Annotated in this window: 9 protein-coding genes; 3 read left to right on the forward strand and 6 right to left on the reverse strand. The window is 48.0% G+C overall.

The features are described from left to right. Positions 1–222 precede the first annotated feature (222 nt). Both B2X00_RS05595 and B2X00_RS05600 read right to left on the reverse strand, forming a co-directional pair. Complete coding sequence (locus tag B2X00_RS05595; protein ID WP_006956983.1) at positions 223–675, reverse strand: DUF1249 domain-containing protein; 453 nt, start codon at positions 673–675, stop codon at positions 223–225. A gap of 21 nt (positions 676–696) precedes the next feature. Next, positions 697–1,305 (reverse strand): NUDIX domain-containing protein, encoded by a 609-nt coding sequence (locus tag B2X00_RS05600; protein WP_272977943.1) that lies wholly within the window; start codon positions 1,303–1,305, stop codon positions 697–699. Between the two features lie 214 nt (positions 1,306–1,519). Here B2X00_RS05600 and tolC point away from each other — a divergent pair, with 214 nt between their 5' ends. Together tolC and lpxL are read left to right on the forward strand one after the other, a co-directional pair. Beyond that, positions 1,520–2,881, forward strand: a complete 1,362-nt coding sequence (gene tolC, locus B2X00_RS05605) for an outer membrane channel protein TolC (protein ID WP_286682134.1) — start codon at positions 1,520–1,522, stop codon at positions 2,879–2,881. Between the two features lie 110 nt (positions 2,882–2,991). After that, on the forward strand, positions 2,992–3,918 hold the full coding sequence (gene lpxL / locus B2X00_RS05610) for an LpxL/LpxP family Kdo(2)-lipid IV(A) lauroyl/palmitoleoyl acyltransferase (protein WP_006956102.1): 927 nt from the start codon (positions 2,992–2,994) through the stop codon (positions 3,916–3,918). On the opposite strand, the gene glnE is transcribed toward lpxL, so the two are convergent. Then, positions 3,915–6,758, reverse strand: coding sequence for a bifunctional [glutamate--ammonia ligase]-adenylyl-L-tyrosine phosphorylase/[glutamate--ammonia-ligase] adenylyltransferase (gene glnE / locus B2X00_RS05615; RefSeq protein ID WP_290486467.1), 2,844 nt, complete (start codon positions 6,756–6,758; stop codon positions 3,915–3,917). The two genes, lpxL and glnE, sit on opposite strands and share 4 nt — an antisense overlap. 10 nt (positions 6,759–6,768) lie before the next feature. Next, positions 6,769–8,268 (reverse strand): inorganic triphosphatase, encoded by a 1,500-nt coding sequence (locus B2X00_RS05620; protein WP_290486468.1) that lies wholly within the window; start codon positions 8,266–8,268, stop codon positions 6,769–6,771. Positions 8,269–8,487: 219 nt separating this feature from the next. Between B2X00_RS05620 and putA the strand changes: the two genes are divergently transcribed. After that, positions 8,488–11,655 (forward strand): bifunctional proline dehydrogenase/L-glutamate gamma-semialdehyde dehydrogenase PutA, encoded by a 3,168-nt coding sequence (gene putA / locus B2X00_RS05625; RefSeq protein ID WP_290486469.1) that lies wholly within the window; start codon positions 8,488–8,490, stop codon positions 11,653–11,655. 64 nt (positions 11,656–11,719) lie between these two features. Here putA and B2X00_RS05630 read toward each other — a convergent pair whose 3' ends face one another. Together B2X00_RS05630 and B2X00_RS05635 are read right to left on the reverse strand one after the other, a co-directional pair. Continuing rightward, entirely contained in the window at positions 11,720–12,142 is a 423-nt protein-coding gene (locus B2X00_RS05630; RefSeq protein WP_272977751.1) for a hypothetical protein, read from the reverse strand. Then, positions 12,123–13,904 carry an acyl-CoA dehydrogenase C-terminal domain-containing protein gene (locus B2X00_RS05635; RefSeq protein WP_286682138.1) on the reverse strand — a complete coding sequence of 594 codons (1,782 nt, stop codon included), beginning with the start codon at positions 13,902–13,904 and terminating at the stop codon, positions 12,123–12,125. Before B2X00_RS05635 ends, B2X00_RS05630 begins: the two co-directional genes overlap by 20 nt. Positions 13,905–13,986 lie beyond the last annotated feature (82 nt).

Genomic DNA, 13,986 nt, shown 5'->3' on the forward strand with positions numbered 1-13,986 from the left:
GCTTCATCGACACTGTTATCGATAACTTCTTGACCAAGATGGTTAGGGCGCGACGTGTCTGTATACATACCCGGTCGACGTTGGACCGGCTCAAGGCCGTTTAAGACCTCGATCGAATCGGATTTATAATCTGTCATGGTTATGATCTAATTTTTGGACCAGCGCGACACATTGTCGTTTATATGGTTGTTATTGTGGATTCAATGTACCGCTATTATCGGTCTATTTGAAGTCGTGTGGTAAAAATTTATCTAAGCGTAGCATCGGCACTTGTCCACGCGTTTTAATGAGCATCAACCAATCAGCTAAAAACTGATTCACTTGATGTTTTTCATCAGGATGTCGCATTTCTGGATTGGGCTGCTGATAGTTTACACGCAGCCGACTCACCCCCTGACTCGAGAGCACCTCTGCCATCCGAACATCATGATATAGACGCACGTCGAGTTGTGTCAGTAAGTAATCAGCTGACCAATGCTCTCGCTTTTGCGCAATGCGGACATCACTGGTGTATTTTGACTCACTCAACTGAGTAATTTCAAACGTTAGGTGCGCGCCAGCACGAATGACATGTGGGTGTTCTGAGTCCGGTACAAGTCGTACCAACCCGGCATAGTTGCGTTCATTAATACGATGTAACTCAGCTACATCAATAACGTACCGCTCATCTCTCATAGTCGACGCTTTACACCTTAATTATTTGGCAAATGGTAGCTTATTAATATGTAATTGAAGCCATTGTAGACCAATCACACTAGCCGCATTATTAATGCGCCCTTGCTCTAACCATTCTATCACGCTTTCGAAGGGTTTGACGTGCACGCGGATATCCTCATGTTCCGACTCGACTCCTGCTAGCTCAGCCGCTTGGCTGGCATCGACTTCAGCAATATAAATAGTTAAGCGCTCGTCAGTCCCCCCGGGGCTTGAATAATAACTCAATGCTTTGACTAACTGCTTAGCGCGCAGCCCCGCCTCTTCAAATAATTCACGATGCGCCACTTGTTCGGGCGTTTCATCGCCATCAAACATGCCAGCAACAAACTCTAACAACCAAGGACCGTATTCGTTTTTCATAGCTCCCATACGAAACTGCTCTAAAACCACGAGTTCCTGAGTGATTGGGTCATAGGGAATCACCACTACGGCATCACCGCGCTCCATCAGTTCGCGCGTAATCGAGGGTCCCCACCCGCCAGCAAACAATTTATGTTTGAGTGTGTACTGGTTTACCGACAAAAATCCCTTATAAAGTGAATCTTTACTTTCAATTTGAACATCATCTTTACTAAACTGTTTCACCATGACTCCTAACTAACGCTAAAAAGAAGCAGCTCATCTATTTGCATACATTCTGTTACACTTAAGCGTGATCTGAAACCTTCTTTCGCTTAAAGTTAAGCCAGATTAAGTTTAAACTGGTAATCATTCAAACGTGTATGTAAACTTATTGAATATTCAAAGCGACTCATACACTGATTACACTGTCGAATACCATCAGCACAGGGCAACGTTAGCAATGAAAAAACATTTAGTGTCCATTACTGTTGGCTTAGCGCTAGCCACAGCGAGTTTTACTACCAGCGCAGAAGATTTACGTGACGTATACCAGTTAGCTGTGAAGAACGATCCAGCTTTACTCCGGGCAGCCGCCGAGCGTGATGCCGCACAAAAGAACGTCGATATCGCTAATTCCGCATTCTGGCCACAGATCGCGGGCGAAGTTGGCATCAGTGATTCTTCATCAGAATCATTCCAGCCAGGCTTAGGCACATACAAGCGCGATTCAAATGGCTGGAGCGCTGGCGTTAGCTTAAATCAAAACATTTTTGACTGGAGCACATGGAAAGAGTCAGATATCGCTAACAAACAAGCCTATCGCGCTGAAGTCGCTTATCAAGCCGCGGAACAATCATTGCGCTTACGCGTCGTAAACGCCTACTTTGGTGCACTGCAAGCAAAAGACGACTTAGCCTTTGCTCAATCTGAAAAACGAGCAATCGAGCGCCAGCTAGAACAGACTAAACAACGGTTCTCGGTTGGTCTAACCGCGATCACTGACGTTCACGAAGCACAGGCTCAGTATGACAGCGCTGTTGCTCGCGAAATTCAAGCGCGTAACGCTGTTGAGATTGCGATGGAAAATATTCGCGAAATCACAGGTCAGTATCCGCAATCCTTAGCCGGTCTCAATACCGATACTTTTTCGCCTTCTGACCCTCAGCCTGCGGAAGTCCTCCGTTGGGTTAAAAAGGCTGAAAATAACAATCTAAATCTCATGCAAAGCATGGTGAATGTTGACATCGCCGAGCAGCAGATCGAAGTTAATCAAGCCGGTCACTACCCGACTGTTGGCTTAACAGCAAGCTACAGTACTCAAGACAGTGAAACCACGATCGACGGTACCACCATAGACTTACCTCGACTTGACACGCGCTCTATTGGTGTAAAAGTTTCTGTACCAATCTTCAGCGGTTTCCGGACCTCATCACAAGTTGCTCAGGCACGCGACAACTATGTTGCTGCAAGCCAATCAATGGTGGAAACTCAGCGCTCGGTTGAGCGTCAAGTTCGCAATGCCTACTACGAGGTCAATGCATCAATTGCGAGTATCCGTGCATTCCAGCAAGCAGTAACCTCAGCCGAGAGTGCACTAAAAGCAACGGAAGCAGGCTTTGAAGTGGGTACTCGGACTATCGTCGATGTACTTAACAGTACCCGTAATTTGTTCGATGCACGCCGTAATCTAGCGCAGGCACGCTACGGCTATATTCGTCAGCGTATCAACCTCGAACAAACGGTTGGGGAATTGCAAGCTGATGATTTGCAAGCCATCAACGAAAGCCTCTCTGAAAATGTTGATAGCACGGCGGCTGAATAAGTCGTTCAATTAAGCTTCAACACTGAACGTGCAGTGAATGGTCGGTTCACTGCACGTTTTTGATTTGTGTTAATCTACGTATTATTCGTTCCAAAATAAGAACTGTGTCCGTGATCGAACAACCCAAGTTTAAACTCTATTTTTTACACCCTAAGTTCTGGCTAACTTGGCTCGGTGTTATTTTCCTTTATTCTGTTTCATGGTTACCGTATCGCCTACAGATCGCCATGGGTAAAGGCTTGGGCCGATTGTTAATGAAGGCGTTACCGCGTCGAGTCGCCATTGCACGCCGTAACTTAGCACTGGCATTTCCCGATAAACCGGCCGATGAGATCGAACGATTAGTTAAGAAAAACTTAGAAAATACGGGAATCGCCTATTTCGAAGTGGGTATCGCGTGGTGGTGGCCGAATTGGCGTATCAAACGCAAGCTGCACGTCCATGGCGAAGAAAACCTAAGAGATGCTCAAGAAGGCGGCAAAGGCGTATTAATGCTCTTGTTCCACTTCTTGAGTTTAGAGGTTCATGCACGTTTACACGGCTTTGTTGAGCCTGCAGTTGGACTCTATCGTCCTCACAACAATGCCGTTATGGAGTACTTACAGACTAAAGGGCGCGCGCGTTCAAACAAGTATATGATCCAACGTCGCGATGTAAAAGGCATGGTCAATGCTATCAAGAACGGTGAAATAGCCGGTTATTTACCGGATCAAGACTATGGCCGTCGCCGCGTCGTATTCGCTCCCTTTTTCGCAGTCCCTGACGCTTCTACAACCACCGGCACCATGCTGTTCGCCAACCACAAAAACTGCAACGTTATTGTCAGTCGTTGCGTTCGACGTGAAGATGGCACGGGCTACGATGTTTACTACGAGCCTAAGTTAGTCAACTTCCCGATAGGCGATGACCTCGCCGACGCAACGCTCATTAACCAACTGGTTGAGCAAGCCGTATTGAAAGCGCCTGAACAGTACCTATGGGTCCATCGACGCTTCAAAACACGACCCCAAGAGGATATGCCGAGCTACTACAGCTAAATGCCGCTCGCATTTTCGCTCAGTAAACGCGACCAAACACGACGAACTGCATCACGCTCTGTGGTTAAGTCGTGTTGGCTTAACGCATCTTCGCCCTGTAATGCCAACGCATGGCTCTCACAGCGAAAAATTTGATACGCGTTGATAAGATCTTGTGCTTCCACAGGATCGATTAAATGACACTGTTCGGCGCAAGTTAGGATACGAATATTGTCCGAATACTCGGTCAATTGTGGATAATCATGCGCATAGTTGAGTACTAGATACTGCGCAATAAACTCGATGTCCGCTATCCCGCCTGGATCTTGCTTGATATCGAAGTGAGTGCCCCCGCTTGAAAGATGTGCCCGCATCTTTTGGCGCATCGCAAGAATATCTTCCCGTAAGCTAGTTGCTTCTCGCGTACGCGACAAAATGGCGCAACGAATATCGTGTAAGTCAGCTTGCACAGCATCGGTCCCGTATATCGGGCGCGCACGCACCAAAGCCTGTAACTCCCAAGTCCATGCATCATCGCGTAAGTAGCGGATAAACGAATCTAACTGCGTTACCAATAAGCCAGCTTGACCAGAGGGTCTTAAGCGTAAATCAACCTCGTATAAAACTCCCGCCACGGTTCGTGTAGTAAATAAGTGCAGAATACGCTGCGCCAATCGCAAGTAAAATTGTTGCACTTCGATAGGTTTGGCACCATCAGTGTAGCCTTCGTACTGCGCGTGAGTCACAAAGACCAAATCAAGATCTGAGCCATATCCGAGCTCCAACCCCCCTAGCTTACCGTATGCCAGTACGCCAAAGCCCGTATCCTGTATCGAACGTCCTGGCGGTGTGCCGTGACGCTGCGCCATTTGTCGCCAAGCCAGATGCACGACTTCTGCGGTCACCGCCTGAGCCAAATAACTCAAGTGGTCACTTACTTTCATAAGCTCTAAGCCACCCGTGATATCCGCAGCCGCAATTTTAAGCTGCAACACCTGTTTCGCTTGCCGTAACGCATCCATTTGTGACTCTAAATCATCTTCGGGCGTGCGTATCAGAAACTCATTGAGTACGCTTGGGTAATCAGTCAAATCAGGTAGTTGGTACAAGTGCTGCGGATCGATCAGCTCGTCGAGTAGAATAGGATGCAGTGCCAATTGCTGCGAAACCCACGGTGAAGCGGCACACAGACGACAAAGTTGAACTCGGGCGCCTGGGTTTTCGGCCAACAACTCAATGTAAGCTGTTCTACTCATAATGGCGCGAATAACAGTAAGCACACGCTCAAGAATCGTCATCGATTGAGGTTGCGCTATCATCTGCCGAAATAACAATGGCATTAAACGCGCTAATGCGGCTCGACCTCGCGGCCCCGAACTTCGCTTACGAGCTTCACTGCGAAATTGCTTGATTAAACGCCAGATACCGTCAACATCTTGCTCACCTTCTGCAGCAATAATTTCCAGTGCCGCGTCGTCTTCGAGCATATCTTGCCATAGCACTTGTAGACTTTGCTCTTCCTCGTCGCACTCAGATCCTTCACCTACCACTTGCTTAAATTCATTGTGAATAAAGTCCATCGCTTGAACAATGCGTTGCTCAAGCTGAGCAAAGTCTTCCTCACCCATGAGATAAGCAAGTTTCTCTTGCGCTGATTCATCGTGAGGTAGCTTTTGCGTTTGCTCATCAGCTAATTGTTGCAGTCGATGTTCAACTTCACGAAGCAACTCATAGGCTTGCAGTAGACGTTTTGCCACTGACCCTTGGAAGATGTCGAGGTTGACCATTGCCTCGTATGCACGATAGATTGAGCGCGTTTGTAACGACTTCTCGCGTCCACCACGGATCAACTGATGGGCTTGGGCAATGAACTCAACTTCTCGTATCCCACCCGCTGCTAACTTAATATTACCCTGTGCGCCCTGTCGCCTGGTCTCCTGAGTAATCAGAAGCTTCATTTTGCGCAGCGCTTCAATAGCACCGAAATCAATGTAACGTCTGTAGACAAACGGCCGGATGAGTTCTTGAAATGCATTTGTCTGCTTCTTGCCTAAACGATTGAGCAGCCGTGCCTTTACCATCGCATAGCGTTCCCAGTCACGCCCTTGCTCCTGATAGTAATGCTCTAAAGCCGCTAAGCTCGTGACCAGCGGGCCTGACTGTCCAAAAGGCCGAAGCCGCATATCGACACGAAACGCTTGACCATCAAACGTGTTTTCATCCAAAACAGCGATTAACGCCTGAGCTAACCGAGTAAAAAACACGGAGTTTTCTACCGACCGCGAGCCGCCCTGTGTTTCACCCTGCTCTGGATAATAAAAAATAAGATCGATATCAGAGGAAAAGTTGAGCTCACGACCGCCGAGCTTGCCCATACCGAGCACATAAAGATGCTGCAGTTCGCCATCAATATCGAGCGGACGCCCTAAACGTTGATAAAAGCGCTGTTCAAGCCAGTGTAATGATTCGATAATCAATGTATCGGCGAGTTCCGAATAAAAGGCGAGTGATTCAGCTAAGCTGCGTTGACCTTGCCATTCTAATAGCGCACTCGCTGCCATGTGAGCATGCCTGAATCGCCTCACAGCAGCTTTTAGTTCATTCTCGGACTCAACCGCTGCAATATGAGTTAAAAAAGCCGCTCGAATCTCATTTGCCGAAATCGGTTCAAGCCACGCTGCGGCTAACGCTTCGGGATACCGCTCAGCTACCTCGCCAATAAAAGAGGAGACGGCGACACCATGACGTAGTGAATTGAGCATGCCTTGCGGTAAACGGATCTGCTCGTGAATACGCTGCCAAACTGGCTCCGAGGCTTCAATAAAGTGTTTTGCCGGTACTCGGTCTAATCGGTTTTGCATGGTCACCCACTTATTGCTGCCAATAAGGTTCACGACGTAATGCCGCCTTGCGTGAGTACTCTAAAGCAGTTAGTAAGGATTCGCGTTGAACTTTTTGCCATTCCAGTAATTTCTCATCGGCAAGATCATCACTGTTTTTTACCATTTCATGTAGAATGTGGAGCGCGTTAATTTCACGAATCCCCCGCGCTAGGTCAAGCCACGGCGAACGGAAGTTATCACGCTGCTGAGCATCGTACAGCTGACCTAAGCAGGTACCTAGCATTAAGCTATGTTGTAAAGCCGGCAACAACTTTAAATAACGCTCTTCTGACATATCCTCAACTTCCTCGAACGCCGCTTGAACGTCTTTCCAGTCGTTGCGTAAAAGTTCTGTACTCCAACTTTGACAAGGCTGCTCAAGCGCCTCGTTAGTCGGCTTTTCCATTAAAAATTGAGACAAATCGAGCAATACACATTGATAACTATCAGAACGCACCACCTTGACCAATTCTGCTAATTGTATCACTTGCTGTTGAGTATCCTCTAAATGCTCGTACAAACTTGATTGCTTTTTTAACGCTCGATGATAAGCGCCATCTTCGGCCGTGAGCTCAGCCAATCCTTCAAAACGCTTTAGCCAGCTTAGCGACTGGTGGATTTCCGCTAATTGTTCAGGCAGATCGCGACAGTCAATGTCGAGACTTCTCAGCTGATCAATGACTGCGCGGCAAAGATAAATTCCGTCGGCCATACCTTGAGCAGCGCGAACGTGGGCGTGATACTCCAGACATGCCTCGTTGTGTTGCCAATGACGCAAACCGTACTCGAGCGCCTTATAAAGTGCGTCGGCGAGCGAATAATCCGAATTAATATCAACAAAGTGCGTTTGAACAAAGGGTTCCAACGCACTCTTTCCTGCTAATAAGTAACCACGCGCGGCTTTACTGAGAGAACCCATTCGTGCGTTCGCTTTTTTCACGAGACGTTCCGCTAAACGATAGACATCAGCAAGGTCGCCGCCTTGTAGCTCTAGCTCCATCTCAACGATTCGTTCTGTTTTTTCACCCGCGACAATCTCACCCATATCAAGCACAAGTTCAATCTGACCATCCCCGCTTGGAATGTGCCATTTGTGGCGAGTGAAGTCCGTTTTGAAAAGCGCTTGTAGATCGCGCTGGATATCGTATACAGGGAAATCATCCGGCCATATCCCCTCATCAAATAAGGTGATATCCGGCTCCATCGAGTCAACATTAAGGTTATATTCTGGTCGTTCGTGCATGCCGCCAAGAACTCGACCTGCCAACTTGATTGTTTGCTCTAATTGATCTCCTGACTGTCTGATACGTAACCCCATATCATACTGTCGTAATCGCAAATCGCTGGTATCAAAATATGCGTTCGCCAATTCGAGCGCCTGATAAGACGATTCTGCTCCGTGCTCTTGAGCCACGGTTCGACATTCATTGAGTGTATTCTCACGCTGTTGTGGCTCAATTAATAGTTTGAGCTCAATTTCTTGTGACATGTTGGGATACCCAGTGCTGGAAGCTTTGTGCTAAAGGTACTGACTTGTTTCCAAAGGGTCAATAAACATTGTTTTCAAGGCTTTATTGACAGCCATCGAGAAAATATGCAACGTAGCTTTGGAAAGTCTTTACCGGCGCAAAAATAATCGTATACTTGCGCCCGATTCCCATCGTTGGGGAAGCACGCCGAGCTTCGGCCTGGCCAAACAGGAGATGCTATGTTCAAAGCGAGTGAGGTGCTATCCAAAAGCCATCAGGCAGAGGATCTGAAGTCCTTGCAGCAAGCAATAACCGACAATTATATCGTCGATGAAGATGCATATATGCGTGAGTTGTTGCCGCTGGTGCCGTCAGATGATGACGCGGTTAGTACAGTGACGGAGCGCGCCGCCAAGTTAGTCGAGCAAGTGCGAGAGCAAGCCGACAACGGTATGGTCGATTCGTTTTTGCAAGAGTACAGCTTAGACACCAAAGAGGGTATTATCCTCATGTGTCTCGCCGAGGCTCTGTTACGTATTCCCGATGCAGCCACTGCAGACGCCCTGATACAAGACAAATTGTCAGGCGGTGATTGGCAAAAGCATATGGGCCAAAGTGCTTCATGGTTAGTTAATTCCGGTACTTGGGGGTTAGCGCTTACCAACGGCGTTATCAATCCCACCGGAAAAGCGATGGAAACGCCACGAGGCACCTTCCGCCGCATGATCCGCAAGCTAGGTAAACCCGTGGTTCGTAAAGCAACGTATGCCGCGATGCAAATTATGGGTAAACAGTTTGTTTTAGGCCGTACGATTGAGGAAGCCTTAAAAGAAAGTCGTGAAAATCGCGACAAAGGCTATACCCACGCTTACGATATGCTCGGCGAAGCCGCATTAACGATGAGTGATGCAGAGTACTACAAGCAACAGTACGTCAATTCGATTAAAACCATCACCAATGAAAAATTCAATAATCCGGATGCACCGCGCCCCACGATTTCTATCAAACTATCGGCGCTGCACCCGCGTTACGAGGCATCGAACCACGAACGCGTATTAACTGAGTTGGCGACGACGCTCACCGACCTCGTCAAGCTTGCGAAAGAAGCTGATGTTGGCGTGACCATCGATGCTGAGGAGGTGGATCGCCACGAATTATCACTCGAGTTATTCGAAAAAGTGTATCGGAGTGGTGTGTGTAAAGGCTGGCCGCGCTTTGGTTTGGTGGTTCAAGCCTACTCTAAGCGCGCATTGCCCACCTTATGCTGGATTACTGCGCTTGCCCGCGAGTGCGGCGATGAAATTCCTGTACGTTTAGTAAAAGGTGCGTACTGGGATAATGAGATTAAATGGAGTCAAGAGAATGGTGTCACAGGATATCCTGTGTTTACCCGCAAGGCTCACAGTGATCTTTCTTATATTGCCTGCGCACGTTACTTACTAAGCGATGATACGGATGGTGCCATCTATCCACAGTTTGCAACTCATAATGCGCAGACCATTATGTCTATTGAGCACATGAACGAGACGCATAAGCGCCGCATTGAGTATCAACGCCTACATGGTATGGGTGATAATCTTTACGACACGCTGATGAAGCAGAAGCCAGGTATGGTTGTGCGCATATATGCGCCCGTGGGTCCTCATCGCGATCTATTACCTTACTTAGTGCGCCGCTTACTCGAGAACGGTGCTAACTCGTCATTCGTTCATAAGCTACTTGATGCTGATACCCCCGTCGACGAATTGGTTGTACATCCGCTGAAGACAGCAATGCGTCACGAAGTTTATGCTAACGACAAGATTCCACTTCCTCCTGCAATGTATGAGGAACGCAAAAATTCATTAGGATTGAATATGAATATTCACTCACAAGCAGATGATTTCATTGCCGCGGTACAACAGTATCGCGACAAACAATGGCAAGGTGGCCCAATTGTTGACGGTAAGACCGTAGAGACCGACCACCAAGTAAGCATCACTAGCCCGCAAGAGACTACAAAACAAGTGGGTAGTATTTATTGGGGCGATAAAAAGCTTGCTGAACAAGCATTGCAAAGCGCTAATAAAGCCTATCGTGCATGGCGTGAGGTGCCGGTTGACGAACGTGCGACCTGCCTCGAAAAATTTGCCGACTTAATGGAAGCTAACCGTAATGAATTAATTGCGCTGTGTTCCGTTGAGGCGGGCAAAGGCTTGCAAGACGGTATTGATGAAGTCCGTGAAGCCGTTGATTTCTGCCGCTACTATGCGAAAGAAGCGCGTAAATTAATGGACGGCGAGATTCAGTTGCCAGGCCCCACAGGCGAAGACAACAAACTGAAACTCGAAGGTCGCGGTACCTTTATTTGCATCAGCCCGTGGAACTTCCCTCTTGCTATTTTCGTTGGCCAAGTCGTCGCTGCACTGGTAACCGGTAACTCTGTTATCGCTAAACCAGCTGAGCAAACTGGGCTTATAGCATATCGTGCAGTACAACTTGCTCTGGAAGCCGGTGTGCCAGGCAATGTCTTGCACTTTATGCCAGGTAGTGGTGCCGAAGTCGGTAGTTTCCTGACTTCTCAGGAAGACATCGGCGGTGTCTGCTTTACCGGTTCAACTTATACCGCTCAAGCGATTAACCGCGCTTTAGCAGCGCGCACTGGTCCTATCGTGCCGCTGATTGCCGAAACAGGCGGTCAGAATGCCATGTTAATCGATTCAACGTCGCTACCTGAGCAAGTGGTCACTGATGTTGTCGCAAGTGCATTCCAAAGTGCCGGACAGCGCTGCTCAGCACTGCGTGTTTTGTTTGTCCAAGATGATATTGCGGATCGTATTTTCGACTTACTGCGCGGTGCGATGGAAGAACTTGAAGTCGGCGATCCGTTGTTGCACGAAACCGATGTCGGTCCAGTCATTGACGGTATTGCTAAAACTAATTTGGAACAGCATATCTCAGATATTCAACAAGCGGGTCGTCTGATCGCTCGAGCGCCGATGCCTGATTATACTCAAGGCGGCACTTTTGTTGCGCCAACGGCTATTGAAATCGACAGCATCAGCCAGTTAGTCAAGGAAAACTTTGGTCCAATTCTTCATGTCATCCGCTACAAAACTGAAGAGTTGGATGATGTAATCGACAGTATCAACGGCACAGGTTACGGCCTTACATTTGGCATCCATAGCCGTAACGAAACGTTCGCGTATGACATCGCAAGCCGCGTTGATGTCGGTAACGTTTACATCAACCGTAACCAAATCGGTGCGATTGTCGGCGTTCAACCATTCGGTGGACGTGGTATGTCAGGTACTGGGCCGAAAGCAGGTGGACCGCACTACCTCACGCGTTTCATTACTGAAAAAACGCATTCCGACAACATCACTGCTGTCGGTGGTAATGCGACACTACTCTCGCTGGACGACTAATCGATCGAGTTGTCTATCGATGCAAACAAAAGCGGCGGCGCCTCAGGCGCCGCTTTTTTGTAGGCTATCGGTTATCCTTAATAACAATGTCGGTTCCCTCAAGCTGCTGCTCAAGAGCTTCATCGTAAATAATATAAACTTCATGTTTACCACCTCCGTCACTAAATTCGACGGCGGCTATATCCGCCTCATGACGGACAACCCGCGGTGGTTCATTTAGCAGATAGTGTTTGGGTGGCAAGATAAAACGCCTTTCAACGAGTTCTCGCCCGTCCCAATACGCAGCTTCCTGTTTTGGTCGGAACTTAATTACGATAATAATAAATATCGTCATCGTTAACAGTACGCCAATAGCTATCAGCCACAACGGAACCTTTCCACCAATATAAATCGCCATCCATAGGGCTAAAAAAAAGCCGCCCCAACCTTGGGGGCGGCGACTATCGCGGTAAAAGCTAATTGTTTGTTTAGAAGTCTTCGTCGTCATGTAAATATAAACTCTCACTACCGTCTTCGATGGCACTGAGCAATGACGAAATACGTGGCAATATCCGCGCAAAATAAAACCGTGCTGTCTTAATTTTGCTCGCCAAGTAAGGCCGTTCGCCTTGTTTTGTCTCTGCAACCAATGCCATACGTAACCATAAGTATGCATACGCAATATAACCGACCAAATGCAAATACTCCACCGCAACGGAGTTGACTTGATTCTCATCATTTTGCGTGCGCTCAATGATTTGTCCGGTCACGCGTTCTAGTTCATCAACGGCCTGCTTGAGTTGATTAAATTGAGCATTCCAGTTGTCGGTGGCAGCTTCATTAACAAATGCTTTAATCTCGGCAACAAATGGATGTAGCAGCTGACCTTTAGAACCAACCACTTTGCGCCCGAGTAAGTCGAGTGCTTGAATACCATTGGTGCCTTCATAAATTTGTGCAATGCGGGTGTCACGAATGAGTTGCTCTTGTCCCCACTCCCGAACATAGCCGTGACCGCCGAAAATCTGTTGTCCATGAATTGTTGACTCAAGACCCGTGTCCGTCAAAAAGGCTTTTGCAACAGGGGTTAGCAGTGCCACCATTGCGTCCGCCTGTTGCTTCACTTCATCTGACTCACCGTATTTTGCTCGGTCCAATTGTTGCCCAACCCAGGTTGAAAACGCACGTCCACCTTCGGTAAGTGACTTCATGGTTAACAACATCCGACGGATGTCGCCATGCACCAATAAAGGATCAGCAGCTGCACTCATATCACGCGTCGCTTTTGCACCGCGTCCCTGAATACGTTCTCTCGCATACTCCAACGCATTTTGATAAGAGCGTTCTGCGGTACCAAGACCCTGAATCCCTACTCCCAGACGTTCATAGTTCATCATGGTAAACATCGCAGCCAAACCACGGTTAGGCTCACCGACCATCCAGCCGCGTGCGCCGTCAAAGTTCATCACGCAAGTAGCTGAACCATGGATTCCCATTTTATGTTCAATGGAGCCACAACTGACCGCATTACGCTCACCGACTGAGCCATCGTCGTTGACTAAAAATTTCGGTACTACAAAAAGCGATATACCTTTCGTGCCAGCGGGTGCGTCAGGCAGTTTTGCCAGCACTAGGTGTACGATATTATCGACCAAATCATGTTCACCACCGGTGATGAAAATCTTGGTTCCTGAAATGAGATAGCTATCGTCACCTTGTGGTTCGGCTTTAGTTTTTATAATCCCTAAGTCAGTACCCGCATGAGGTTCAGTTAAGCACATGGTGCCGGTCCACTCGCCTTGCACCATTTTCTCTAGATAGGTTTGTTTGATGTCGTCGCTACCATGCAAATCAAGCGTCATGATGGCGCCAGAGGTTAGCCCAGGGTAAAGGGAAAAAGCGACATCGGCCGAACACAGCATTTCTTCATACTGAGCTGAGAGTGATTTCGGTAGCCCCATACCACCAAAATCTGGGTTTGCGGTAACCCCGACCCAGCCACCTTCAGCTAATTGGCGGAAGTTTTCCTTATACGCTGCGGGCGTCGTGACTTCACCGCCATTAAAACTCACGCCTTCCTCATCAGCTTGACGAGATACCGGCGCGATGAGCTGCTCAGCGACCTTTGCGGCTTCATCAAGAATCGCTGACGCTGTGTCTTGATCCATCATCTCCGCAAGCATGTCGCTTTTTTGCCAATCGGCGGTGACATTAAATACATCATGAAGGACAAAATCCATGTCATCTCTTGGCGCACGATAATCGGCCATGACCTACCTCTCTTTATACAAAGTTGAACCCGTTCGACGTTTTTCAAACAGGCGTTTAATTCAGTTGTTTAAAGAGTAAAAA

This window comes from Idiomarina sp. UBA3162 (assembly GCF_002364475.1).
GTDB lineage: Bacteria > Pseudomonadota > Gammaproteobacteria > Enterobacterales > Alteromonadaceae > Idiomarina.